Consider the following 25,669-nt stretch of genomic DNA (forward strand, 5'->3'; position numbering starts at 1 on the left):
CCGGATTCGCCCCTCAAGTGGTGCTCCTGCACTCAGGGCTGCCTGCGCGGAGTGGGGCGGGGCTCGTTTGGCAGAAGCCACGCCCCGTGTTGCAGCTTGTAGCTTGCCGCTTTGGCATGTTGCGTGATGCATGAAGCGTGCAGCCGCCGCGAAGCGGCACAAAAAAAGGGCTGGAGATCACTCTCCAGCCCTTTTTTCATCGTTTGGTAGCAAGGGGCGGACTTGAACCGCCGACCCCAGCATTATGAGTGCTGTGCTCTAACCAGCTGAGCTACCTTGCCATTCGAGGCCGCGAATTTTCCGCGAGGTGGGTGCAGGTGTCAAGCTTTACCGGTTCAGCTGGACAATGTTTAGCCAGGCTGGCTCGACATGGGGAACGTTTTGCGATTTGCTTGTCTTAATTGAGAATCATTGTCATTATTGTGATGCTAATACTTGACTGAAATGGTCGGGATTATTAGGCTTCAACCTGTAATACACATAAAAAGGGTGTGGATATGCGACTGACTACCAAGGGCCGTTATGCGGTGACGGCGATGCTGGATCTTTCCCTGCATGCTGCAGCCGGCCCGGTGTCGCTGGCGGACATTTCGGATCGTCAGGGTATTTCCATTTCCTATCTGGAGCAGCTGTTTGCCAAACTGCGCCGTAACGGGTTGGTAAACAGCGTGCGGGGCCCCGGTGGGGGCTATCAGTTGAGCCGGGCCAGCGACGATATCGATGTGGCGTCGGTGATTTCCGCCGTGGACGAGCCGGTGGATGCCACCCGTTGTGGCGGCCACGGCGATTGCCAGGAAGGTGATACCTGCCTGACCCATCATCTGTGGTGCGATCTTTCCGACCAGATTCAGAGTTTTCTGGGCGGCATTACCCTGGGTGAACTGGTTGCACGACAGGAGGTCAAGCAGATCTCCGAGCGTCAGGACCGTCACCAGCGGTTGTCCGTGAGTAGCCTGTAGAAGACGGAGGGACGTCTGAGGTCTGACGTCGGACGACAAGGAACAAGATCTGTTGGTTTTGGGTTCAGCGTCAGACTTCCGACGTCAGACGTCCGACCTGACTGGCTGATTCGCTCAACGCTACATTGCCCCCTATAATTCCCCGATCATTTCCGCCTTCATTTCCATACACAACCGGTTTCTTTCATCGCCATGAGCCAAGCTGTTTATCTTGATTACGCTGCTACCACGCCGGTGGATCCGGCCGTGGTGGACGTGATGGTCCGTCATCTCGGCCCGGAGGGGACCTTCGCCAACCCGGCTTCCCGCAGTCATCTTTATGGCTGGCTGGCCGAGGAGGCGGTGGAAACCGCTCGCCGCCAGGTGGCCGATGTGTTGAATGCGGATCCCCGCGAGATCGTCTGGACCAGCGGGGCTACTGAAGCCAACAATCTGGCGATCAAGGGAGTGATCGAAGCCCGTGGTGGCGGCCATGTCATTACCAGTGCCACAGAGCACAAGGCGGTGCTGGATGCCTGCAAATGGCTGGAGCAACAGGGTCATGCGGTGAGTTACGTCATGCCGGGGGACGATGGCCGTATTGCGCCTGAGGCGGTCGCGGCGGCGCTGCGGGATGACACCGTGCTGGTGTCGATCATGCATGCCAATAATGAAACCGGGGTGATCAACGATATCCAGACCATTGGCGCTCTGTGCCGTGAGCGTGGGGTCTTGTTCCATACCGATGCCGCCCAGACGGTGGGCAAGCTGCCGCTGGATGTGCAGGTGATGCCGGTGGATCTGGTGTCAGTGTGTGCTCACAAGGTCTACGGGCCCAAGGGCGTAGGCGCTTTGTATGTGCGCCGGGCGCCGGAGGTGAAGGTGTCCGCGCAGATCCACGGTGGTGGGCATGAGCGCGGCATGCGTTCCGGTACCCTGCCTACCCATCAGATTGTCGGCATGGGAGAGGCGTTCATGCTGGCAGTGGATCAGTGTGAGGAAGAAGGGGGGCGGATTGCCGGTTTGCGCGATCGCCTTTGGCAAGGGATCCGTGCACTGGATGATGTGGCCATTAATGGCGGAGACAGTCCGCGTCTGCCGGGCCATCTGAATGTGGCCTTTGCCGGCGTGGATGGGGAGATGCTGATCACTGCCATGAATCAGGTGGCGGTATCGTCCGGCTCCGCTTGTACCTCCGCCTCCCTGGAGCCGTCCTATGTGCTCAAGGCCATGGGCGTGTCGGATGATCTGGCCCATGGCTCCATTCGTTTCTCGGTGGGGCGTTTTACTTCCGAGGCGGATATTGACCGGGCGATCGAGAATGTCCTCGATGCGGTGCGTCGATTGCGCGGTGCGGCCTGACGCCCTTCCTTGCCCGCAGGACCAGTGACGGGCAGAAACGACCGTGCCAAGCACTTTGTGACGTTGGCAGTCATGGCGATGTGTTTCACCTGGCAAAACAGGCCGTCAGCGGTGCCCTGTATCGGCTGAATGGTCATTTTCCGGGTATGCCTCTTGCTGGGATGCAGAGGTAGGCCAGGAGGGTGAGATCATGCACGGTGCCATTGTTTCCAGCTTCAAGCGTTATCTGGATACCGCCCTGGGGGAGGATATCTGGCGGCATGTGGTGGAAGATGCCGGCTTGAAAGGCAAGACCTATATGCCGGTTTCCATCTATCCCGATGAAGAAATGGAGGCGCTGCTGAATGCGGCGGAGCTTGGGAGCCTCTGAATAACTCCTTGCGTACTCAGCGCGGCCTGGAGCGTGCAGCTGTTGTGTCTTGTCTCGATGGTCAGGGTGGTTCCCTTTCCGAGAGGCAAGGCGCAGCAGATGGGCGCTCCAGGCCGCGCCCTTCGGGTCTTCCAGGCTGGCCCGCACTCGTTGTTGCGCTTTTTCGACAGGCAACCAGCATGCCATCAAAAGTGCGCCCCTCTTTACCTTGGCCGAGGGGGCGAACCAGCCTGAAAGACTGAGTATGCAAGGAGTTATTCAGAGGCTCCCTTGCCACCGGGTTGCGACGTGATGACCTGCTGGCGGATTTCGGTGAGTGGGTGATTGCCCCGCTGATGCAGCTCTACAAGGCCATGATTCCCCCTGATACGGATGCGGTCAGTTTTCTCGTCAATCTGCAGCAGACCCATGAGCGTATCCTCAGGCTCAAGGACCCGTCAGCGCAGGCGCCCAATATCACGGTCAAACGCTGCGGCAAAGGGCTGGTTGAGATTTGCTATGCGTCCAGCCGCAATATGGGGGCGATGATTCCGGGAGCGGTGAAGGGCATTGCCCGCTGGTTTCATGAAGAGCTGAGTCTGCTCGCCTCGGAGCCGGGCGAGCAGGGTGCAGTGCACTTCGTGTTCCAGTTCAGCGCCAACGAGATGGCGGCGCGTCAGGTGGTCTGACGGCTCAGGCGGCGAGCTGTTCGGCCTGGTGCTTGATCTTGGCGACCATGGCCCGCAGGCCGTTGCCGCGGGTGGGGCTCAGATGACTGAGCAAATCGATACGGTCGAAGAAGCCGTCCATATCATAGTCGTGTATGGCCTTGGGGGATTGCTGGTTCAGGGCAGACAGAACAATCGCCGCCAGCCCTTTCACGATCAGCGCATCGGACTCCACGGCCAGATACAGGGTGTCGGCATCACTGTCGTAATCCGTTTCCAGCCACACCTGGCTCTGGCAGCCCCGCACAAAGCGGTCTTCGGTTTTCAGCTCATCGGGCAGGCCGGGTAGCTGTTTACCCAGATCAATGATGTAGCGATAACGCTCTTCCCAGTCATCCAGAAATTCCAGATCCTCGGCAATGTCCTCGGCAGTCACATCCTTGCCAAGCTTGATGCTGCGAATATCAAATGACACGTCGTTGAACTCCGTTATCTCTGGCTGCAGGTTTACTGGGTTTTGCGTGCTGCATGTTGCGTGAAGCGTGCAGCGTCTCTTGTCAGAACATCCCCAGTTCGAGCTGGGCTTCTTCACTGATCATCTCGCGGCTCCAGGGCGGGTCGAATACCAGGGCCACTTCCACCTTGTCCACGTTGGGCACCTTGCCCAGGCGATCTTCAACATCGCCCACCAGTACCGGGCCCATGCCGCAGTTGGGGGCGGTGAGGGTCATGCGGACCTGGACCACGTTCTCGCCGTCACGGCGGATCACGTCACAGCCGTAGACCAGCCCCAGCTCCTTGATGCTCACCGGGATTTCCGGGTCGAAGATGGTCTGCAGGGTATTGTCCAGGTCTTCCTGGCGCACGCTGCCGTCCTCATTGGCGGGGGCGAAGTTCAGTTCCAGCGGCTGCTGGCCGATGGCATCGGCGTCGGTGCCGTCAATGCGCGCCATGTTACCGTTGATAGTCACCGTGTAGGTGCCACCCAGGGCCTGGCGCAGGTTCACGAAGCTGTTCTTGGGGATGGTAATACGGGTGCCGTCCGGCACCTTGCGGGCCGGGACATCACGGGAGACGACAACCGTTCTTTGCTCTGCCAAGTTATACCTCTTCGACGGTAAAGCTCTCGCCGCAGCCGCATTCGCCGGTGGCGTTGGGGTTGCGGAACTTGAACAGGCTGTTGACGCCTTCGGTGACGTAATCGATGACCAGGCCGTTGAGCATGGGCAGCCACTTTTCCGGCACGTACAGGTTCACGTCGTCGATGACGAACAACTGGTCGCCATCTTTGGCCTCTTCCACGAATTCAAGCACGTACATGAACCCGGAGCAGCCGGATTCGTCCAGGTCCAGACGGATGCCGGCGGCATTGGCGCGGGCGATTTCACGCAGCGCCTGTTTATTGGCTGCTTCGGTCAGGTGGATGGTGATTTGACCGGGAGTAAATGTCTGAACTGTCATGAATTACCTACCTTGCCAAAACGCCAGATGCTTGATGCCTGACGCTTGACGCTGAAAACCAATGTGGGATCGTGCTCCGGCGTCCGGCGTCCGGCGTCCGGGGTTACAGGAAGGTTTTCACCTTCTCCAGTGCCTCGAACAGGCGATCCACCTCATCAAGGGTATTATAAATCGAGAACGAGGCACGCACAGTGCCCGGAATACCGAGCGAATCCATCAACGGCATGGTGCAGTGATGGCCGGTGCGTACTGCCACGCCCTGCTTGTCCAGCAGCATGCCCACATCCGCCGGGTGACCGCCCTCCAGCAGGAAGGACAATACACTTACCTTGTTGGCGGCGGTGCCGATGATTTTCAAGCCATCGAAAGCCTCTGCCTTTTCTGTGGCCCGGGCCAACAGCGCGTTTTCATGGGCTTCAAGGGCAGGGCGATCCTGGGTATTGAGCCAGTTGATGGCGGCGCCAAGACCGATTGCCCCGGCAATGTTGGGGGTGCCAGCCTCGAACTTGTAGGGCAGCTGGTTCCAGGTGCTCTTCTCGAAGGTGACCACTTCGATCATTTCGCCACCGGTCTGGTAGGGCGGCATGGCCTCCAGCAGTGCGCGGCGACCATAGAGCACGCCGATGCCGGTGGGGCCGAACAGCTTGTGGCCGGAAAAGGCGTAGAAATCCACGTCCAGGTCCTGCACATCCACCGGGAAGTGGGCCACGGCCTGGGCGCCGTCGATCAGGGTGATGGCGCCCACCGCTTTTGCGCGGGCAACCATGTCCTTCACCGGGTTCAGGGTGCCCAGCGCATTGCTGGCATGGCCGATGGCGAAGATTTTGGTTTTTTCGCTGAGCAGCTGCTCGAAAGCGTCCAGATTCAGGCTGCAATCGTCACGTAGCGGGATCACCTTGAGGGTGGCGCCGGTGGCTTCGCAGGCCTGTTGCCAGGGCACGATGTTGGCATGGTGTTCACTGGTGCCGATCAGTACCTCGTCGCCGGGCTGGAGGCGCTCGCGGGCCACGCACTGGGCAACGATGTTGATGGATTCGGTGGTGCCCTTGGTCCAGAGAATTTCTTCCCGGCTGGCGTTGAGGAAGTCCGCCACGGTTTGGCGTGCACCCTCGAACTGGCCGGTGGCTTCGTCACTCAGGTAGTGGGCACCACGGTGCACATTGGAATTCACGCCACGGTAGTAATTCTGCAGGGCGTCCAGTACCGCCACCGGTTTTTGGGTGGTGGCGCCATTATCCAGATAGACCAGCGGCTTGCCGTTGACCTGCTGGTCCAGAATCGGAAACTGGGCGCGCAGGGCGTTGATATCCAGTGCCTTCACGGTCATGCCGCCGCATCTCCCGCCGGGCTGGCGTGGGTCAGCTCGGCTTCCAGCCAGGGCTGGGCCCATTCCGCCACTTTCTCGTGGGGCAGGGCCATCAGCAGTTCGTTGACGAAGCCCAGGCTCAGCATGCGCTTGGCTTCTGCCGCCGGGATGCCGCGCGATTGCAGGTAGAACTGCTGGGTGGCATCCAGCTGGCCGACGGTGGTGCCATGGGCACACTTAACGTCGTCGTTGTAGATCTCCAGCTCCGGCTTGGTGTTGATCTCCGCACCGGCATTGAGCAGCAGATTCTTGTTGGACAGTTCGGCGTTGGTGCCACTGGCGCCGGGGTGGATGTGAATACGGCCGTTGAATACGGCCTTGCCACTTTCGCCGGCCAGACCCTTGAAGTTCTGGTCGGACTGGCAGTTGGGCACCGCATGTTCCACACACATCTGGTTGTCCACGTGGCTCTTGTCGCGCACCACGAAGATGCCTTTCATGTTCAGTTCGGCGCCGCTTTTGCCCACCAGGGCGTGGACATCGTTACGACGCAGGCGGTTACCGGTCATCAATTGGTAGCTGTTCACCGTGCTCACGCCCTGCTGGTCGATCACCAGGGTGCCGATGTACAGGGTGGAGGCCTGCTCCCCCTGCAGGCGGTAATGGGTCAGCTGGGCGTTGTCGGCGGTGATCAGTGCGGTGACTGCGTTGGTCAAAGCCTGGCCTTCGGCGTGGACATGCTCGATCACGGTGGCTTCAGCGCCCGTGTTGAGCTTGACGATCACGCGGGGGTTGCAGTGCGCCGGTGCGTCGCTGGCAGACTGAATCTGCACGTGGATCGGCTGCTCGATACGGGTATTGGCGGCCACTTCCAGCACGACAGGACGGGCCACAGCGCTGTTGTAGAGCGCAAACGGAGTATCCAGTCCGTTCACGGCGGGACTGTCATGATGCAGGTTGACGCCAGCGGGCAGGGTGCTGCCGGTCAGCTCGCCATTGGTGAGGGTGACCACGTATTCGCTCAGGGCGGGCAGGGGGCTGCTCAGTTCGCCGTTGGCAATGCCATTCAGGTGCCCGTCAGCCAGGGCATGCAGAGAGGTGTACTTCCAGCGCTCGGTCTTGCGCTCAGGAAAGTCGACCGCCTCCAGCTCGCCCAGGTCTGCACCGTCACCGGCCAGACGGCGGGCGCTGGCCAGGGTCTGGGTTTTCAGGTCGAGAGCCAGGTTTGAGGAGGTTAAGCTCATGCAGATTCTTCCTCGCCGGTGAGCCAGCCGTAGCCTTTCTGTTCCAGTTCCAGTGCCAGTTCCTTGCCGCCGGACTTGATGATCTGGCCGTTGTACAGCACGTGTACAAAGTCCGGCACGATGTAGTCCAGCAGGCGCTGGTAATGGGTGACCAGCACGATGCCGCGCTCCGGGCTGCGCAGGGAATTGACCCCTTTGGCGACCACTTGCAGGGCGTCGATGTCGAGGCCGGAATCCGTCTCGTCGAGCAGTGCCAGCTTGGGCTCCATCAGCATCATCTGCATGATTTCGTTGCGCTTCTTCTCGCCACCGGAGAAGCCCTCGTTGACGCCACGCTTGAGGAAGCTGGCATCCAGGCTGACCTGCTTGCAGGCAGCCCGGGCCTGGCGAAGCAAGGTGACCGAATCCCACTCTTCCTTGCCCTGGGCGCCGCGCACGGATTCCAGTGCCGCCTTGAGGAATTCCATGTTGGAGACACCGGGGATTTCCACCGGGTACTGGAACGCCAGGAACAGGCCCGCCTGGGCGCGCTCTTCCGGTTCCATGTCCGCCAGGCTCTTGCCTTCGAACAGGGCTTCGCCACCGGTGATTTCGTAGTTGTCACGGCCGGACAGCACGTTGGCCAGGGTGGATTTGCCGGAGCCGTTGGGGCCCATGATGGCGTGCACCTCGCCCGGGTTCACGGTCAGGTTCAGGCCCTTGAGAATCGGCTTGTCCGCCACGGAGGCGTGAAGATCACGAATTTCCAGCATGTTTTGATGCGCCTTTCGATTGGGCCGGGAGTCCGGCACCGGGTTGATTCAGGGTTGCTGTGGGAGCTTGCCTGCAAGCGATTTGAGCAAGATCGATCGCTTGCAGGCAAGCTCCTACGGCGTAGTTGGTCTCGGGTGTTAGCCCACCGCGCCTTCCAGGCTCACTTCCAGCAGCTTGCCGGCTTCCACGGCGAACTCCATGGGCAGTTCCTTGAACACCTCTTTACAGAAGCCGTTCACGATCATGGATACGGCTTTCTCCGGGTCGATGCCACGCTGGCGACACAGGAACATCTGGTCATCACTCACCTTGGAGGTGGTGGCCTCGTGCTCAATGGTGGCCGTGGGGTTCTTCGACTCGATGTACGGGAAGGTGTGCGCGCCGCACTGATCGCCCAGCAGCAGGGAGTCGCACTGGGTAAAGTTGCGCGCGTTTTCCGCCCGCGGGCTGATGCGTACCAGGCCCCGGTAGGCATTCTGGCTGCGTGCTGCAGAAATGCCCTTGGATATGATGGTGCTCTTGGTGTTCTTGCCCAGGTGGATCATCTTGGTGCCGGTGTCCGCCTGCTGCATGTGGCGGGTCAGGGCCACCGAGTAGAACTCGCCGATGCTGTTGTCGCCACGCAGGATCACAGAGGGGTACTTCCAGGTGATGGCGGAGCCGGTTTCCACCTGGGTCCAGCTGATCTTGCTGTTGTCGTGGGCCACGCCGCGCTTGGTCACAAAGTTGTAGATGCCACCCTTGCCGTTCTCGTCACCGGGGTACCAGTTCTGGACCGTGGAGTACTTGATTTCGGCACCGGGCAGGGCCACCAGCTCGACCACGGCGGCGTGCAGCTGGTTCTCGTCCCGCTGGGGCGCGGTGCACCCTTCCAGGTAGCTCACGTAGCTACCTTCGTCGGCCACGATCAGGGTGCGCTCGAACTGGCCGGTATTGGCTTCGTTGATGCGGAAGTAGGTGGACAGCTCCATGGGGCAGCGTACGCCCTTGGGGATGTAAACAAAGGAACCGTCGGAGAACACCGCGCTGTTCAGGGCCGCATAGAAGTTGTCACCCTGAGGGACCACAGAGCCCAGGTACTTGCGGATCAGCTCCGGGTGCTCCTTGATGGCCTCGGAGATGGAGCAGAAGATCACCCCGGCTTCCGCCAGCTTCTCTTTGAAGGTGGTAAATACCGAAGAGGAATCGAACACCACGTCCACGGCTACGCCGGCCAGCATTTCCTGCTCGTGCAGGGGGATGCCCAGCTTTTCATAGGTGGCCAGTAGTTCCGGGTCTACCTCATCCAGGCTCTTGGGGGCGTCGTCCAGGCTCTTCGGCTTGGAATAGTAGGACACCTCATTGAAATCGATGGGCGGATGGGACAGATGTGCCCAGCCCGGAGAGGGCATTTCCTGCCACTTGCGGTAGCTTTCCAGTCGCCATTCCAGCATCCATTCCGGCTCTTCCTTCTTGGCAGACAGGAAGCGGATGACGTCCTCGCTCAGGCCCGGGGGCAGGGTCTCGGCGTCCACCGTGGTGGTGAAACCGGCCTCGTAGTTGGAGCGAATCAGCTTGTCCAGTTCGGCTTGGCTCATAGATCAGTGCCTGCGATTGAATACCAGAGTAATTTAGTCGGGTATTATACGCCTTTCGCGGGCGCTGTCGAATGGGGGCGGGTGTGAAATGGCCGCGGCCCGGTGACGGCGGGGCGGTGCGTGTCCGACGGGGCGGCAACGGTATCATAATTCGCCTCTCTTGCGTATAATCCGCCGGTTCCAGGGGGTTGCTGCGTGGGCTGCTTTGCCAGTCTGCCGATCGCCCCTGTCATTGCCCCGGGGAACCGTTTGGGTTTCCGAGGACCATTTAACGCAAATCTGGAGTGAACAGACTGATGGCTGTTGAGCGCACCCTCTCTATCATCAAGCCTGATGCCGTGGCCAAGAACGTAATCGGCGACATCGTTGCCCGTTTCGAGAAGGCTGACCTGAAAGTTGTCGCCATGAAGATGGTACACCTGATCGACGAGCAGGCCGGCGGTTTCTACGCCGAGCACAAAGAGCGTCCTTTCTTCAAGGATCTGGTGTCCTTCATGACCAGTGGTCCTGTTGTGGTTCAGGTTCTGGAAGGCGAAGGCGCCGTAGCCAAGAACCGTGACCTGATGGGTGCTACCAACCCTGCGGACGCGGAAGCCGGAACCATTCGTGCCGATTTCGCTCAAACCATTGACGAAAACGCGGTACATGGCTCCGACTCCACCGAGTCTGCTGCCCGTGAAGTGGCCTACTTCTTCTCTGACGAAGAACTGTGCCCGCGCACCCGCTAAGTTTCAGCGAGTGAGCAACCTCCAGCCACGGCCTTCGGTCGTGGCTGGCGCTTATCAGGAAACCGTGTTTCCTACTGGAGAAATGCCATGACAGCCCAACAGAAAGTCAATCTGCTCGGTCTCGATCGCCCGCAAATGGAAGCGTTCTTCCTGGAAATGGGGGAGAAGAAATTCCGTGCCCAGCAGGTGCTGAAGTGGATCCACCATCATCAGGCGGATTCGTTCGAGCAAATGACCGATGTCGGCAAGGCATTGCGCCAGAAACTCTCCGAGGTGGCGGAAATTCGCGCTCCGGAAGTGATCCACGAGAGCATCAGCCGTGACGGCACCCGCAAATGGGTGTTCGAAATGGATAACGGTGGTGCCGTGGAAACCGTCTTTATTCCCGATGGCCGCCGCGGCACCCTGTGTGTGTCGTCCCAGGTGGGCTGTGCCGTGGACTGCAGCTTCTGCTCCACTGGCAAGCAGGGCTTCCAGCGGGACATGACCAGTGCCGAAATCATCGGCCAGGTGTGGCAGGCCAGCCGGTCCTTTGGTCCGCGCCGCAATCTGGGCGAGCACCCGATCACCAATGTGGTGATGATGGGCATGGGCGAGCCCCTGCTCAACTATGACAAGGTGCTCACTGCCATGCGCATCATGAAGGATGACCTGGGCTACGGCATTGGCAAGAAGCGTATTACCCTGTCTACCTCCGGGGTGATCCCGAAGATGGACCAGCTCAGCCAGGACCTGGATGTGGCGCTGGCGGTCAGCCTGCACGCGCCCAATGACGAGCTGCGCAATGAACTGGTACCGCTGAACCGCAAGTATCCGCTCAAAGAGCTGATGGCGGCCTGCAAGCGCTACACCAAGAATATTTCCCACAAGCACAACACCATCACCATGGAATATGTGATGCTCCGGGATGTGAACGACAAACCGGAACATGCCCGCCAGTTGGTTAAACTGCTTAACGGCATTCCGGTGAAGGTGAACCTGATCCCGTTCAATCCTTTTCCCCATGCGGGCTATGAACGCTCACGCAAGAGCGATATTCTGGAGTTTCATAAGTATCTGAATGACAATGGATTGTTGACTACGGTCAGGACGACGCGCGGTGATGATATCGACGCCGCCTGTGGTCAGCTGGTGGGGCAGGTGCAGGACCGTACCCGGCGCAGTGAGCGCTGGAAGCAATCCATTTTTCACCGCTCTGAACACACGGATAACAATACAGCGCAAGCGTAATGAATCCTTTTATTCGCGGTTTTCTTGGCCTGCTGGTTGCAGGCTTTCTCACCACCGGTTGTGTGACGGTGGAATCCGGCGGGCGGGAAGTCAAAGTCGATGAAGCAGTGACCAGTCGTGTTGCTGCCGGGCTACAGTATCTTCAGCAGGGTGACCCTGCCGAGGCGCGTCGACATTTCTCCCGTGCACTCCAGCTCGATGATGACAGTGCGGTGGCGCATAACGCCATGGCACTGCTCTACAAGTACGAGCAGGACCCGGAGATGGAAGAATATCACTACAAAAAGGCGGTCAGTGCTGATCGCAGCTACTCACCCGCACAGAACAACTACGGCACGCTGCTGTATTCCCGAGGCGAGTATGACGATGCCCTGAAGCGTTTCGAGCGGGCCGCCAATGATCCCAGTTACAGTGGTCGTGGCAGTGCCTGGGAAAACATGGGGCGTTGCTACCGGGAGCTGGGCCAGGATGAGGCCGCCCAGAAGGCCTTTATCAAGGCGCTGCGCCTGAATCCCCGTGCTGTGCTTCCCAATCTTGAACTGGCCGACCTTTACTTCCAGGAGGATCGTGCGCGGCTGGCCTGGGATTACTATCAGCAGTATGTCCAGCGTTCAGACCGTCAGAGTGCCCGCTCGCTGTTGCTGGGCGCCCAGCTGGCTTCCACGCTGGACTACAAGGATCAACTGTCGAGCTATGCGCTGGCACTGGAAAACCTCTATCGTCGCTCACCGGAGTTTCGTGAGTGGCAGGACTGGAAAGCTTCACGGGAGAGCGCACAATGAGTGACAAGATGGTGGTGTTGCCCGGTGAGCGTTGCCGCAAGGCCCGCGAGGCCATGGGCTGGACTCCCGCAGAAGCCGCCAAGCGAATGCATCTGTCCCAGACCTATCTGCTGGCGCTGGAAGCCGATGATTACGAGCGTCTGCCAGAGGCAACCTTCGTCAAGGGTTACCTCAGGAATTATGCTCGCCTGCTGGGACTGCCCGCGGATGAGGTAGCCAACACCTTCCAGCAGATGGTCAACGAGGATGCGTTCGACAAGCCGCTGGAGCTGCCGAGCATGCCCCGTCGTCCAAAACTGTTCGCCCGTCCACTGGGCTGGGTGCTGATTGCGGTTGTGGTGGGTGTGCTGGCGGTGCTGTTCTGGCCCCAGGCGGGGAACGAGACGGTCGCCCCTGAGCCGGTGAATGACATGAGCGAGGATGCCGGTCTGGACAACCCGGCCACATCAGCGCCGCTTTCCTCTGGCGAAGAGGATGCTGCTGATATGGCCGAGGCGGATGCTCTGGAAATGGACGACACCCAGGCGCTGCCAGACGGTGAGACGCTGGATGCGCCGGTCGAGGCTGAGGCACCGGTCGCCGAGCCGGAAGCCCCGGCGGTCGATCCACAAATGCTGGCGTCCAACGGTCTGGACCGTCTGGTGCTGGACCTGTCAGCGGACTGCTGGATGGAAATTCGCGATGCCAATAACCGCGTGCTTCGCCAGGGGGTGAAACCTGCGGGTGCCACCCTGCGCGTGGATGGCCGGGCACCTTTTAGTCTCAAGATCGGCGACGCGGCCGCAGTGAGCGAAATGTATCTCAATGGTGAGGCTGTCACCTTGCCGACGGATTCTCCTGGTAGCGTGGTCAAACTGACGCTCCCCTGATCAATACCGAGACAAGCCATGGAACCGGAAGTCAAAATCGAGCGCCGCAAGACCCGACAGATCTTTGTCGGCAAGGTGCCGGTGGGCGGTGACGCGCCCATCTCCGTTCAAAGCATGACCAATACTGAAACCTGCGACGTGGCGGCCACCGTGGGCCAGATTCAGCGTTTGCAGGATGCCGGCGTGGATATCGTGCGGGTCTCCGTGCCGACCATGGAGGCGGCGGACGCCTTCGGTGAAATCCGCAAGCAGGTGGATGTGCCGCTGGTGGCGGACATTCATTACGACTACAAGATCGCTCTGGCCGTGGCTGAAAAGGGCGTGGACTGCCTGCGTATCAATCCCGGCAACATCGGCCGCGAGGATCGTATCAAGGCGGTTATCCAGTGCGCCAAAGACAAGGGTATTCCCATCCGCATCGGTGTGAATGCCGGCTCACTGGAAAAGGAACTGCAGCGTAAATACGGTGAGCCCACCTCCGACGCCCTGGTGGAGTCCGCCATGCGTCATGTGGATATTCTGGATCGCCACGATTTCCAGGATTTCAAGGTCAGCGTGAAGGCGTCCAACGTGTTCATGACCCTGCAGGCCTACCGCAAGTTGTCGCAGCAGATCGAGCAGCCCCTGCATCTTGGGGTCACCGAGGCTGGTACCTTCCGTTCTGGCACCGTGAAGTCAGCGGTGGCCCTGGGCTCCCTGCTGATGGAGGGTATCGGTGACACCATCCGTATTTCCCTGGCCGCCGACCCGGTAGAAGAAGTGCGTGTAGGCTTCGACATTCTGAAGAGTCTGAACCTGCGCAAGAAAGGCGTGAACATCATTGCCTGTCCCAGCTGTTCGCGGCAGAACTTCGATGTGATCAAGACCGTTAATGAACTGGAAGCGCGCCTGGAAGACATCAATGAGTCCGTGGATCTGGCGGTGATTGGCTGCCTGGTCAACGGGCCCGGCGAAGCCCGGGAAGCGGATGTGGGCCTCACCGGTGGCACCCCCAATAATCTCTCCTACCTGAATGGCGAAAAAAGCCATCACGTCACCAAGGACGATCTGGTGGACGAGCTGGAGCGGATGGTGCGCGCCAAGGTCAAGAAGCAGCGCGAAGATGAAGAAAAAGGCATCATCGCGCGTAGTGAATAACTGACGCTGGATGGCGGATCCCCGACGCCTGACGCCATGATGGTGGTTGCGTCGGGCGTTTCGCGTCCGGCGTCCAGCGTTTTGAAGGAAATGCAGTGAGCAAGGCAGGAAATAAAAAAATCACTTCCATTCGCGGGATGAATGACATCCTGCCGGAGCAGACCGGCCTGTGGCAGTGGCTGGAAGACAAGGTGCGCGGTGTGCTGGCCAGTTATGGCTACCAGGAGATCCGCATGCCGATTGTGGAGCAGACCGATCTGTTCAAGCGCAGCATCGGTGAAGTGACCGACATCGTCGAAAAGGAAATGTACACCTTTGACGACCGTAACGGTGACAGCCTGACTCTGCGTCCGGAAGGAACTGCCAGCTGTGTGCGTGCCTGTGAGCAGCACGGTCTGCTCTATAATCAGGTGCAGCGGCTCTGGTATACCGGCCCCATGTTCCGTCACGAGCGCCCCCAGGCGGGTCGCTACCGCCAGTTCCACCAGATCGGGGTGGAAACGTTCGGTATGGACGGTCCCGATATCGACGCCGAGGTCATCCTGATGACCGCGCGCCTGTGGAAAGCGCTTGGGCTGGCAGACAAGGTGACCCTGGAGCTGAATTCCCTGGGCGACAGTGATGATCGCGCTCGTTACCGCGATGCCCTGGTGGCCTACCTGCAGGCGCATGTGGAGCAGATCGACGAAGATTCCCGCAAGCGCATCGAGCGTAGCCCCTTGCGGGTGCTGGACAGCAAGGACCCGGGGACCCGTCAGGTGCTGGAAAATGCCCCGCAACTGGCGGACTACCTGAATGATGATGCCCGTGCCCACTTCGATGGGCTGAAAGCCTTGCTGGATGCCAATGGCATTGCTTATAAAGTGAATCCCTATCTGGTGCGCGGTCTCGACTACTACGGCAAGACCGTGTTTGAGTGGGTCACCGATGCACTGGGGGCCCAGGGGACGGTTTGTGCCGGTGGGCGCTACGACGGTCTGGTGGAACAGCTGGGCGGCAAGCCGACCCCGGCGGTGGGCTTCGCCATGGGCGTCGAGCGACTGATTTTGCTGGTGGAACAGGAAAAGCCGGAACTGTCAGCGCCGGTGGACGTCTATGTGATGGCCATGGGCGATGTGTTGGCCCCCACCATGGCGCTGGCCGAAGAGTTGCGTGATGCCCTGCCGGGCAAGAGCGTGCAACTGCATTGCGGTGGTGGCAGTTTCAAAAGCCAGATGAAAAAGGCAGACCGCAGCGGTGCGGCCGTGGCCCTGATTATCGGCGAAGACGAACTGGCCAATGGCGTGGTGACAGTGAAGCCGCTGCGTGGTCAGGGTGAGCAGGTTCAGGTTGCCCAGGGTGATGTGGCCAACGCGGTGACCTCGCTACTGGGATGAAGACAGCGACAAGCTTCAAGCTGCAAGTCGCGCTGCAGCTTGAGATGACAGACGAGTTGAAAGTTTAAAGTTCAAAGTTGAAAAGCGCGGGCCCGGTTTTCTTGAGCTGGTCGGCCATGCCCGCGCTTCAGGACTGATGAATCGCGGAGACATCCTTTCCGGATGGCAATGCCTTTACCGCGTTTCAACTTTGAACTTTTAACTTTCAACTCCGCCAAACAACGAACCCGAAACCCGGGATATAAAAACGAAAGGAGATCAGGGTGGTCGATTACATCCGTGACGAAGAAGAGCAGGCGGAACTGCTCAAGAACTGGTGGAAGGAAAACGGTACCGCCACCATCATCACCATTGTGCTGGCCGTGGCTGCGCTGATTGGCTGGCGCGAGTGGCAGGGCTACCAGGGTGAGCAGTCTGCGGATGCTTCCAGCCAGTATCAGAGCATGCTGGAATCCCTGGGGGCGGCTGAGGTAGACGCAGTGACCGAGAAAGCCGACGTCCTGATCGAGGATTTCCCTGGCACCGCCTATGCCGACCATGCCCGTCTTGCCAAGGCCAGTCTGGCCGTGTCCAAGGCGGACTATGATACGGCCGCCACGTTGCTGGAAGACGTGGCTGACAACGGTGCCACCGATGCGCTGACATACACTGCCAAGTTGCGTCTGGCACGGGTTCATCTGCAGCAACAGGCCTGGGACAAGGCGGAATCCGTACTGTCAGGCGCTTTCCCGGAGGCCTTCAACGGCATGGCCCTGGAGCTGCGCGGGGACGCCGCCAAGGGGCAGGGTGATCTGAATGCCGCGCAAGCCCGCTACAGCGAGGCGCTGGACGTACTGCAGGACGGTGGCGAAAAAGACCGTGTGCAGATGAAACTTGACGATCTGAAGACCGCTTCCTGAACAGGATTTTCATGAGAAACCTTCTGCTTCCCCTGCTGCTCGCCAGTGTTGTGCTGGCGGGCTGCAGTTCCAATCCCAATGCCATCGAGCCCAATGAATTGCCCGACTTCGATGCCAGCTACAAGGTAAAGCGGCTGTGGAGTGAAGGCGTGGGTGATGGTTTGCAGGACAGCCAGCTAACCCTGCGGCCTGCGGTGACTGCACAGCAGGTGATTGCCGGTGACGTGGAAGGGCGGGTCTATGCCATCGACCGTGAAACCGGCAAGCGCCAATGGCGCATCAAGACCGGTGATCGCATTGCCGGGGCCTTCTATGCCGGTTACGGCATGGTGCTGTACGGCACCCGCGAAGGCATGGCGGTGGCGCTGGATGCAGAAACCGGTGAAACCCGCTGGCGTACCCAGCTCAGTGGAGAGGCGTTGGCGATTCCGGTGACAGAGGGTTCCCTGGCCATTTTCCAGACCCAGGATGGCCATGTGACGGCACTGGATGCTGAGACCGGTGAACAGCGCTGGGATTATGAAACGCCCCCGCCCACCCTGACTCTGCGTGGGCTGGCCCAGCCGACCATTGCCGGCGACAAGGTTTACGCCGGGTTTGCCAATGCCAAGGTGGCGGCGCTGGATCTGGCCAGTGGTTCGCCGGTGTGGGAAACACGCATTGCGGAGGCGACCGGGCGTTCCGAGCTGGATCGTCTGGTGGATGTGGACGGTAACCTGATTGTGGAAGGCGGCGGCGTTTTCGCGGTGAGCTTTCAGGGCAAGATCGGTGTGCTGGACCAGGATTCCGGTCGCCAGTACTGGGAAAAACCCATGTCCAGCGCCCATGTGATCAGTACCAGTGGTGCTGGCAGTCTGTTCGTGGCAGATGATGTAGGCGTGGTGCGGGCGGTGGATCAGCGAAGCGGCGCCGTGCTGTGGAAGCAGGACAAGCTCTACGGTCGCCGTCTCACCGGCAGTGCCTACCAGGACGGACTGGTCGCCGTTGGGGATTTCGAAGGGTATATCCACTGGCTGGATGCCGATGACGGCAGTATCGTGGCCCGCAAGCGCCATGATGGCGACGGCTTTGCGGGGACCCCGGTGGCCTATGATGATGTGCTTTATGTGGTGGGTTTTGATGGCAAGCTGTCGGCCTACCGATTGGAGCTTCGTTAATCCTGACGCCGCAATCGTGCCATGATTCAAACGCCGACCCCTCTGGTCGGCGTTTTGCGTGCAGCGAACCAATCCGTTTCGCGTTACCATAGCGCCCAAATAGCGTTCAAATGGCGCTCAAATACTCATGCAGAGATACCTATGAAGCCGGTTATCGCCCTGGTGGGGCGGCCCAATGTGGGCAAATCCACCCTGTTCAATCGCCTGACCCGTACCCGCGATGCCCTGGTGGCAGATTTCCCGGGCCTCACCCGTGACCGTAAATACGGTGACGGCAGGCTGGGCGACTTCCTCTACACCGTGGTGGATACCGGTGGGATCGGGGAAAACGATGATGGCATTGATGTGCCGATGACCGAGCAATCCCTCACTGCGGTGGGGGAGGCCGATCTGGTGTTGTTCATGGTGGACGGCCGGGCGGGATTGACCGCGGCGGACGAGCAGATAGCAGCGGAATTGCGCAAGCTTCCCAAGCCCACCTACCTGGTGGTGAACAAGACCGACGGCATCGATCCGGACACGGCCATGGCCGACTTCTATACCCTGGGAATGACCGATGTGCTGCCCATTGCCGCAGCCCATGGCCGGGGGGTGCGCAGCATGATCGAGACCGTGCTGGAGGCCTTTCCGGATCTGGAACCCTACTACGACGAAGACGGCGAGCCGGTGGATACCAACGATGGCAGCATTCGTGTGGCCGTACTGGGGCGCCCGAATGTGGGTAAATCCACCCTGATCAACCGGATGCTGGGCGAGGAGCGGGTGGTGGTGTTTGACCATGCCGGCACCACTCGGGATTCCATCGAAGTACCCTTCGAGCGAATGGACAAGAAGTACACCCTGATCGACACCGCCGGGGTGCGGCGCCGTGGCAAGGTTTACGAGATGGTGGAAAAGTTTTCCGTTATCAAGGCCTTGCAGGCTGTTGAGGCAGCCCAGGTGGTGGTCATCGTGATCGATGCCCGGGAAGGCATCACCGACCAGGATCTTCACCTTTTGGGCTATGTTCTCGATAGTGGCCGCGCGCTTATGATAGCGGTGAACAAGTGGGATGGACTGGATGCCGACCACAAGGAGCGGGTACGTGTGGAACTGGGCCGCCGGCTGGAGTTTGCTCCCTGGGTGAAGATCAAGTTCATCTCCGCACTGCATGGTACCGGGGTTGGTGATCTTTGGGGTATGGTTGAAAAGGCATGGGACAGTGCCTTTATCCGGATCGGCACCAACGAGATGACCCGTATCATGGAGGCGATTCTGGCGGGTCACCCGCCGCCGCGTAACGGTCGATTCCGGGCCAAATTGCGCTATGCGCACCTGGGGGGCAACAATCCGCCCACCATTGTGCTGCATGGCAACCGCACGGAATCCTTGCCCAACAGCTACAAGCGTTTCCTCGAAAACCGTTTCCGGGAAGCGCTCAAGCTGGAAGGGACGCCCATCCGGTTGGAGTTCAAGTCCGGCTCCAACCCCTATGAGGGCAAGAAGAATGTGCTCACCGATCGTCAGGCCCACAAGCGCCGCCGGATGATCAAGCGCATGAAGAAATAGCGCGTTAGCCTCAGGGAGGGGGTTGCTATCAAAGATCGGGGGATTGGGTTTGTCATTGCGATAACGGTCTTGTCGCCAGCTTCTTGGGCCATGGAGCCCATGATGCCGTTTGATGACGCCCCGGGAATGGTGCTGACCCCGGCCCGGGTCAGCCAGCCCCAGTCTGAAGCCCCTGCCAGTGTGACGGTAATCGACCGTAACCTGATTGAAGCCAGTGGAGCCCGAGAGCTCTACGAAGTGCTCAAGCTGGTGCCCGGCATGTCTGCCATCAAGGTGGACGGCAATGTCCCTACCGTTTCCTACCATGCCACCCAGGCCCGCGATGTGCGCCGCATGCTGGTGCTGCTGGATGGCCGAAGCCAGTATCAGCCCGGTCTTGCCCGGGTGAACTGGAATGACATGCCCGTTGATATCCAGGATGTGGAGCGCATTGAGGTGACACGGGGCCCTGCCGCTGCCGCCTACGGCGCCAATGCCTTCGCAGCCGTGATCAATATCATCACCCGTGATCCGCGGGATATCAGTCGTAGCAGTGTCTATCTGGCGGGGGGCAACAACGCCATTCGAGATGGCCGTGCTGCTGCGGCCGGGCAGACCGAGGATATGGCCTGGCGGGCGTCTGTGGCGCGCCGTGCTGATGATGGTTACGACGAGCCTTTCGAGGGCAGCAGACTGCCCGACGCCAAGCGTATTGAAACCCTGAACAGTGAATGGCTGTGGAGCCTTGACCAGAAGAATACCTTTGGCATCCAGGCCGGGGGTAGCATGAGCCGGCTGGAACGGTTGCAGGACCCGAGTATCGGCGAGCTTGGTGCGTATCAGCAGGACCCGGTGCAGAAGGGGGAACGCGCCTTCCTGCAGCTGGAGTGGCAGCATGTCTTCAGTCAGACCCACCAGCTCAAGCTCACCGGCTATGGGCAGTACAACAACGAAGTGACGGACTTCAATGTGTGCTACTTCGACCCGACCACGGGGCAGCCGGGCCCGGGCGGCGGGATTTTCTTTTCCCGGGAGCTGCGCGATTTCTACCTGCAAAACCCGGGCGGTGATATCGGTGCCACGCTGGCCGCCTCATTCGCCGATCCGGCGGTGCAGTCCCGGTTTGCCACATTATCCGCGGCCGGAGGGGATTTCTGTGCCACCAACGAGCTTGATGTTCAGGAAGAGCGGTATGACCTGGAGCTGCAGGACACGCTGCAGATCAATGACCGGCTTCGCCTGGTCAGTGGTATCAACGTGAGGCAGGACCGTGCCCGTTCACAGACCTTCCTGTCCGGCACGGAGGAGAATTTCAGTTACCGCGTGTTCGGCAACCTCTCCGCCGAAGTCATCGACAATGTTCTCGTCAACCTGGGCGGTTACTGGGAGCACGATGAAATCAGTGACGCCAACTTTAGTCCCCGTGCGGGGGTGAACTGGCGCTTCATGCCCGGTCACAGCCTCCGCTATGTGTATTCCGAAGCGATTCGTACCCCGGACATTTACGAGGAGCGAGCGCGCACCAATATTGAGGCGCAGCAGTTGTCATCGCCTTTTGCCAGCGACCCGCGAGGGTTGTTGGGATGGTCGCCAGCGTTTTTCTTTGCCACCCAGAGCAGCCCTGGAACCCAGGAGCCGGAAGAAATCCGTTCCTGGGAGGTCGGCTATTTCGGTCAGTTCCGGATGCTGGATCTGGATGTTCGCTACTTTCAGGAAACCCTGACCAATCTGATCAGTGGTGCCATCAACTTCGCGGAATTTGAACCCGCCAATGATGGCGAGGTTGCTCACCAGGGCACGGAAGCCCAGTTGACCTGGCGACCCTCCGTCAATCACCTGCTCAGGGCCACCGGGGCGCATATCCACACCCGTACCAATATCAAGACAGAAACCCGTCTGGCTGCCCGTGACAGTGGCAGCCTGTTGTGGGCCTGGCAGCTGACCGACAACTGGGGGTTCAGCACGGCCTACTATCTGTTCGGTGATTACAATGACAACACCTTTGAGCGCGTGGATGCGCAGCTGCGTTTCCGGCATGAACTGGCCGGGAGTGAATGGGAATGGAAAGCCGTGGTGCAGCATGGGCTGAACAAGCAGCCACTGGTGTTTGAAGAAAACCTTTATGCCGAAGATCGCATGTGGCTGGGGATGTCGGTGAGGTTCTGACATGAGAGTTCAACAAGGATGTTGGCTACTGATGATCTGGCTGTTGTTGTCGGGGGAGCCCCTGTTTGCCCGGGAACATCTGAAGGTGCATGTGCTGGCCGCGGAGGGTCCGTTTAAAAGCGGCTTCGTGAATGCCTTGCAGGCCGGCGATCCGGATATCCGCATCACCCCTACCAGCGAGCAGGCCGATCTGTTGGTGGCACTGGGTGATGATGCCTTCTCGCGTTCAGCACGTGATGACAAGCCTGTGCTGGGTGTATTTGTCAGTCGCAGTCTGGAAGACAGTTTGCGCCGTAAAGGGTGTCATTGCGCGGCTATCTGGGCAGGTGTCGCGCTGAATGATCAGCTTGCCATGCTGCAGCTGATGATGCCGGTTGCCGCCAAGGTAGGGGTGATCATTGGCAGCGACAGTGCCTGGTCAGAGGGGACGGTGAAGGACTACCGTGGCCGGCTGGGACTGACCCTGTTCAAAGTGGCCGACCTGTCCGAGTTGGGCAGGGTGCTTCGGGAAGAGCTGGATGAGCTGGATGCCCTGGTCCTGCCGGTGGATGAGGAACTGTTTGGCCCGGATGCCGCCAAACTGGTTCTGTTGACCAGCTATCGCTTGCGCCGACCCGTGTTTGGACCAGAGCAGAGTTATGTTCATGCCGGGAGTGCGGCCAGCCTGTTTGCCAGTGGTGGTGATCTGGTCGCGGAGACATTGGTCCAGCTGGAATCATTTACTTCACGCAAGCGCTTCCGGCGCTCCGGGTTTGTGCACACCCCCTCTGTGATCGTCAACGAACATGTGGCCAACAGCTTTGACATGCGCTTCCACGATTCCGAAGCGTTGCGCTCGGCGCTGGAGGTGATGCCATGAATCTGGGAGGCGGCATTCGCAAGCAGCTGCAATTGCTCGGGGTGGTGCCCGCCCTGTTTATGCTCGGCCTGTTGCTGGTGGCGCTGACCTGGCAGCGGTTTGAAGATGCGGATCGGGATTTGCAGGCGCTGGGCAGTTTCATGGCGTCCCAGCTGGCGTCCTCGTCGGAATATGGGGTGTTGGCGGGCAATTACAGTGATTTGCGTCGTCAGGCCCAGCTGGCCATGCAGCAGGCGGATCTGCAGTACGTGGTATTCCGCGACAACGAGGGCAAGGTGCTGCTGTACGAGGGGCGCCAGGATCGGGTGGCGGGTAACAGTATTATCGAATTTCATTCCGGCATTTACCGCCAGCCCCTGATGGATACCGATACCATGCGCGTGTCTGCCGCAGACAATGATTCGCCGGTACGCATTGGTGAAGTGGTGCTTGGGATGTCCAGTTCCCGCCTGTTGGCCAGGCAGAAGGAGATTCTGCTGGCCAGCCTGATCCCGGCGCTTTCCGCCATGATCCTGGGGTTGTGGATTGCCCACTACCTGGCCCGGCAGATTGCCTCCCCGCTGAATTACCTGTCCGGTCTGCTGCGTACCCTGCGCGGGGGGGATTACCATGTTCGCGGCACCAGTGAGTTGCAGGGGGAGCTGGGTGATCTGCAGAGTGATATCAATCAGCTGGCCAGCAGTCTGGAGGAAGCCCGGGTCGACCAACAGAGCGCGATTAACGAACTGCAGGCCGCACACCAACAGGCCCAGACGGCCAGCCAGGCCAAGAGTGACTTCCTGGCGATGATGAGCCATGAACTGCGCACGCCCATGAATGGGGTGCTGGGCATGTTGCAGCTGCTGGAGCAGACCCGGCAGAGCGGGGAGCAGCACGAATATACCCAGGTGGCGCTGGAATCCACCGGGCACCTGCTGGATGTGATCAACGATATTCTGGACTTTTCACGGATTGAAGCCGGACGCATGGACCTTGATCCGGTGTTTTTCGAGCTGGATCCGCTGCTGGAGAACTGCCTGTCCACGTTCCGCTATCTGGCAGAGAAAAAAGGCCTGTTCCTGAAACTCGAGAAAGACGCGCTGATCAGCGGCAAGCTGGTGCGCACGGACCCCACACGATTGCGGCAGGTGCTTAACAACCTGATCTCGAATGCCATCAAGTTTACCAATGAGGGCGGGATTACCGTCTCCGCCAGTGCCCACCAGGTCAAGGGCGACTGGCTGGACGTGAAGTTGTCCGTTATGGATACCGGTATCGGGATCCCGGAAGACAAGCAGTCGCGTCTGTTTCAGGCCTTCTCCCAGGTAGACTCGTCCACCTCCCGCCGCTTTGGCGGTACCGGGCTGGGGCTGGCCATTGCCCGGCGGCTGAGTGAAATGCTGGGCGGCACCCTCACGCTATCCAGTTCAGCGGGCGGCGGCAGCACCTTCACGGTGGCATTGCGTATGTTTTTCCGCAGCGACATGGATAGTGGCCGTGAAGTGGTGTTGATTGGTCAGGAGGAGGAGCCTCGCACCCTGAATGGACTGGTACTGCTGGTGGAAGACAACGAGGTCAACCTGATGGTGGCAAGGCGGATTCTGGAGCAGATGGGGGTGACCGTGGTAACGGCCATGAACGGTCGTGAGGCGCTGGACAAGGCCGAGCAGCGCGACTTCGATTGTATCCTCATGGATGTGCAGATGCCGGTCATGGATGGCATGGAAGCCACCCGGCGCCTGCGTCAGTGGGAGCGGGAGCAGGGCCGGGTGCCCATGCCGGTGATTGCGCTTACCGCCAATGCCATGGAAGAAGAGCGTGAACGCTGCCTGGGCGCGGGCATGAATGCCCATGTGGCCAAGCCCTTCCGTCGCCAGCAACTCAGTCGGGTACTGACCCCGTATCTGACCCCTGAACGTGCTCAATCCGGGCGCTGAACTCGCCATCCTGTAAACGGGTGGTGACGGTGTCGCCGGGTCGGAGCTGATCCACCGATCGCACTGCCTGCTTTCCCTTGAAGCTGATGCTGTAGCCCCGTGCCAGGGTCTGCAGCGGGCTGGCGGTGTCCAGGCGCTTGCCCAGGTTGCCGAGCTGTTGCTGCTGCTGTTCCATGCTGCGCAGGACTGGCTGCGGCAGTCGCTGTTTCAGGTTGGCCAGTCGTTGCTGGCGGTCCTCCAGCAACCGTAGCGGTGAAATGCGCGCCAGCCGTTGTTGTACGGGCAACAGGCGGCTTTCTGTGAGGCGAAGTTGATGGCGTACCTGCCGCTGCAGGCGGGCCTGCAGCTCATCCAGCCGTTGGCTGCTCTGCTCCAGATGATGGCGCGGTGAGCGTAGTCGCTGTGTCAGGTGGCGCAGTCGGTCGCCGGGAGTGCGCAGCTGCTGGGCCATGACCCATTTGAGCCGGCGCTGCAAGGCACTCAGTCGCTGGGTGACCTGGGTCAGATCCGGGCTCACCAGTTCTGCTGCCGCCGAGGGGGTCGGCGCGCGCAGGTCTGCTGCGAAGTCGGTCAGGCCGGTATCCACCTCATGGCCCACCGCGGAAACGATGGGGATCGGGCAGGCGGCCACAGCCCGGGTCAGGGCTTCGTCATTGAACGCCCACAGGTCCTCCAGGGAGCCGCCGCCGCGGCCGATGATCAGCACATCACACTCATTGCGCCGGGTAGCCAACTGCAAGGCCTGTCGCAACTGGCCGGGTGCGTCGGCGCCCTGTACCGCGGCGGGGTAGATCACCACCGGAATGGACGGGCAGCGACGCTTCAGCACCTGCAGAATATCGCGGATGGCGGCCCCGCTGGGGGAGGTGATGACGCCGATCTGGTTGGGCCAGGGAGGCAGGGGTTGCTTGCGCTCCTGGGCAAACAGGCCTTCCGCTTGCAGCTGCGCCTTGAGCGCGTCGAATTGCGCCTTGAGGGCCCCTTCACCGGCGGGCTCCATGTGCTCCACCACGATCTGAAAGTTGCCGCGGGGCACATACAGCGTGACCTTGGCGCGCACCAGTATCTGCTGGCCATTCTGGGGCTGGAATCCCACCTGCCTGTTACGGTTTCGAAACATGGCCGCGTTAATCTGGGCCCGTGAATCCTTGAGGCTGAAATACCAGTGGCCGGACGACGGTCGGGACAGGTTGGACAGCTCGCCCTGTAGCCAGATCAGGGGAAAAGAGCCTTCCAGCAGGCCCTGGGCTTCCAGGTTGAGCTGGCTGATGGAGAGGGGATCGGTACGCGATGAAATGTTCATCGCGGGAGAGTAGCGATTTTCTTTGTTCTCTGCCACTGTCTGGATTGTGTACAGGGGGCGAG

The 25,669-nt window shown here is 60.1% G+C and carries 24 protein-coding genes and 1 tRNA gene; 16 read left to right on the forward strand and 9 right to left on the reverse strand.

Going from position 1 to position 25,669, the window contains the following annotated elements; translation table 11 throughout:
* Window positions 1-204: 204 nt before the first annotated feature.
* Window positions 205-281 (reverse strand) — tRNA-Met (locus HF945_RS03955).
* 216 nt (window positions 282-497) lie between these two features.
* Here HF945_RS03955 and iscR point away from each other — a divergent pair.
* From iscR to HF945_RS03975, 4 genes are all read left to right on the forward strand, one after another.
* Complete coding sequence (iscR, locus tag HF945_RS03960; protein WP_290524461.1) at window positions 498-959, forward strand: Fe-S cluster assembly transcriptional regulator IscR; 462 nt, start codon at window positions 498-500, stop codon at window positions 957-959.
* Between the two features lie 192 nt (window positions 960-1,151).
* Complete coding sequence (locus HF945_RS03965) at window positions 1,152-2,300, forward strand: IscS subfamily cysteine desulfurase (RefSeq protein ID WP_290524462.1); 1,149 nt, start codon at window positions 1,152-1,154, stop codon at window positions 2,298-2,300.
* 190 nt (window positions 2,301-2,490) lie between these two features.
* Complete coding sequence (locus HF945_RS03970) at window positions 2,491-2,670, forward strand: heme NO-binding domain-containing protein (RefSeq protein ID WP_290524463.1); 180 nt, start codon at window positions 2,491-2,493, stop codon at window positions 2,668-2,670.
* 281 nt (window positions 2,671-2,951) lie between these two features.
* Window positions 2,952-3,338: a heme NO-binding domain-containing protein gene (locus HF945_RS03975; RefSeq protein ID WP_290524464.1), complete on the forward strand. Its 387-nt coding sequence runs from the start codon at window positions 2,952-2,954 to the stop codon at window positions 3,336-3,338.
* Window positions 3,339-3,342: 4 nt separating this feature from the next.
* Here the strand turns inward: HF945_RS03975 and HF945_RS03980 are convergent, their stop codons facing one another.
* The 7 genes from HF945_RS03980 to sufB form a co-directional block, all read right to left on the reverse strand.
* Complete coding sequence (locus tag HF945_RS03980; protein WP_290524465.1) at window positions 3,343-3,792, reverse strand: SufE family protein; 450 nt, start codon at window positions 3,790-3,792, stop codon at window positions 3,343-3,345.
* Window positions 3,793-3,874: 82 nt separating this feature from the next.
* Entirely contained in the window at window positions 3,875-4,417 is a 543-nt protein-coding gene (gene sufT / locus HF945_RS03985) for a putative Fe-S cluster assembly protein SufT (protein WP_290524466.1), read from the reverse strand.
* Window position 4,418: 1 nt separating this feature from the next.
* Window positions 4,419-4,778: an iron-sulfur cluster assembly accessory protein gene (locus HF945_RS03990; protein WP_290524467.1), complete on the reverse strand. Its 360-nt coding sequence runs from the start codon at window positions 4,776-4,778 to the stop codon at window positions 4,419-4,421.
* A 103-nt stretch (window positions 4,779-4,881) separates the two neighbouring features.
* Window positions 4,882-6,105 (reverse strand): cysteine desulfurase, encoded by a 1,224-nt coding sequence (locus HF945_RS03995; RefSeq protein WP_290524468.1) that lies wholly within the window; start codon window positions 6,103-6,105, stop codon window positions 4,882-4,884.
* Window positions 6,102-7,328 (reverse strand): Fe-S cluster assembly protein SufD, encoded by a 1,227-nt coding sequence (sufD, locus tag HF945_RS04000; RefSeq protein WP_290524469.1) that lies wholly within the window; start codon window positions 7,326-7,328, stop codon window positions 6,102-6,104. Before sufD ends, HF945_RS03995 begins: the two co-directional genes overlap by 4 nt.
* Entirely contained in the window at window positions 7,325-8,080 is a 756-nt protein-coding gene (gene sufC, locus HF945_RS04005; protein WP_290524470.1) for a Fe-S cluster assembly ATPase SufC, read from the reverse strand. Before sufC ends, sufD begins: the two co-directional genes overlap by 4 nt.
* 138 nt (window positions 8,081-8,218) lie before the next feature.
* Window positions 8,219-9,658, reverse strand: coding sequence for a Fe-S cluster assembly protein SufB (gene sufB / locus HF945_RS04010; RefSeq protein WP_290524471.1), 1,440 nt, complete (start codon window positions 9,656-9,658; stop codon window positions 8,219-8,221).
* Window positions 9,659-9,954: 296 nt separating this feature from the next.
* Between sufB and ndk the strand changes: the two genes are divergently transcribed.
* From ndk to HF945_RS04070, 12 genes are all read left to right on the forward strand, one after another.
* Complete coding sequence (ndk, locus tag HF945_RS04015) at window positions 9,955-10,386, forward strand: nucleoside-diphosphate kinase (protein WP_290524472.1); 432 nt, start codon at window positions 9,955-9,957, stop codon at window positions 10,384-10,386.
* An 87-nt stretch (window positions 10,387-10,473) separates the two neighbouring features.
* Window positions 10,474-11,616 (forward strand): 23S rRNA (adenine(2503)-C(2))-methyltransferase RlmN, encoded by a 1,143-nt coding sequence (rlmN, locus tag HF945_RS04020; protein WP_290524473.1) that lies wholly within the window; start codon window positions 10,474-10,476, stop codon window positions 11,614-11,616.
* Window positions 11,616-12,398 carry a type IV pilus biogenesis/stability protein PilW gene (gene pilW, locus HF945_RS04025; RefSeq protein ID WP_290524474.1) on the forward strand — a complete coding sequence of 261 codons (783 nt, stop codon included), beginning with the start codon at window positions 11,616-11,618 and terminating at the stop codon, window positions 12,396-12,398. The genes rlmN and pilW overlap by 1 nt, the downstream gene beginning before the upstream one ends.
* A complete protein-coding gene (locus HF945_RS04030) occupies window positions 12,395-13,267 on the forward strand; it encodes a RodZ domain-containing protein (protein ID WP_290524475.1) in 873 nt (290 codons plus the stop codon). Before pilW ends, HF945_RS04030 begins: the two co-directional genes overlap by 4 nt.
* 18 nt (window positions 13,268-13,285) lie before the next feature.
* The gene (gene ispG, locus HF945_RS04035) at window positions 13,286-14,404 is read left to right on the forward strand and encodes a flavodoxin-dependent (E)-4-hydroxy-3-methylbut-2-enyl-diphosphate synthase (RefSeq protein ID WP_290524476.1); all 1,119 of its coding nucleotides are present in this window, start codon (window positions 13,286-13,288) and stop codon (window positions 14,402-14,404) included.
* Between the two features lie 137 nt (window positions 14,405-14,541).
* Window positions 14,542-15,780, forward strand: a complete 1,239-nt coding sequence (gene hisS / locus HF945_RS04040) for a histidine--tRNA ligase (protein WP_290525388.1) — start codon at window positions 14,542-14,544, stop codon at window positions 15,778-15,780.
* Window positions 15,781-16,043: 263 nt separating this feature from the next.
* Window positions 16,044-16,679 carry a tetratricopeptide repeat protein gene (locus tag HF945_RS04045; RefSeq protein WP_290524477.1) on the forward strand — a complete coding sequence of 212 codons (636 nt, stop codon included), beginning with the start codon at window positions 16,044-16,046 and terminating at the stop codon, window positions 16,677-16,679.
* 11 nt (window positions 16,680-16,690) lie between these two features.
* Entirely contained in the window at window positions 16,691-17,836 is a 1,146-nt protein-coding gene (gene bamB, locus HF945_RS04050) for an outer membrane protein assembly factor BamB (RefSeq protein WP_290524478.1), read from the forward strand.
* Between the two features lie 141 nt (window positions 17,837-17,977).
* Window positions 17,978-19,384: a ribosome biogenesis GTPase Der gene (gene der, locus HF945_RS04055; protein ID WP_290524479.1), complete on the forward strand. Its 1,407-nt coding sequence runs from the start codon at window positions 17,978-17,980 to the stop codon at window positions 19,382-19,384.
* Between the two features lie 99 nt (window positions 19,385-19,483).
* Window positions 19,484-21,529: a TonB-dependent receptor gene (locus HF945_RS04060; protein WP_290524480.1), complete on the forward strand. Its 2,046-nt coding sequence runs from the start codon at window positions 19,484-19,486 to the stop codon at window positions 21,527-21,529.
* A 31-nt stretch (window positions 21,530-21,560) separates the two neighbouring features.
* Window positions 21,561-22,388, forward strand: coding sequence for a hypothetical protein (locus HF945_RS04065; protein ID WP_290524481.1), 828 nt, complete (start codon window positions 21,561-21,563; stop codon window positions 22,386-22,388).
* Window positions 22,385-24,304, forward strand: coding sequence for an ATP-binding protein (locus HF945_RS04070; RefSeq protein ID WP_290524482.1), 1,920 nt, complete (start codon window positions 22,385-22,387; stop codon window positions 24,302-24,304). The genes HF945_RS04065 and HF945_RS04070 overlap by 4 nt, the downstream gene beginning before the upstream one ends.
* Here the strand turns inward: HF945_RS04070 and xseA are convergent.
* Entirely contained in the window at window positions 24,249-25,607 is a 1,359-nt protein-coding gene (xseA, locus tag HF945_RS04075) for an exodeoxyribonuclease VII large subunit (protein ID WP_290524483.1), read from the reverse strand. The genes HF945_RS04070 and xseA overlap by 56 nt on opposite strands.
* Between the last annotated feature and the right edge of the window lie 62 nt (window positions 25,608-25,669).

Source organism: Alcanivorax sp. (assembly GCF_017794965.1).
Classification (GTDB): Bacteria; Pseudomonadota; Gammaproteobacteria; order Pseudomonadales; family Alcanivoracaceae; genus Alcanivorax.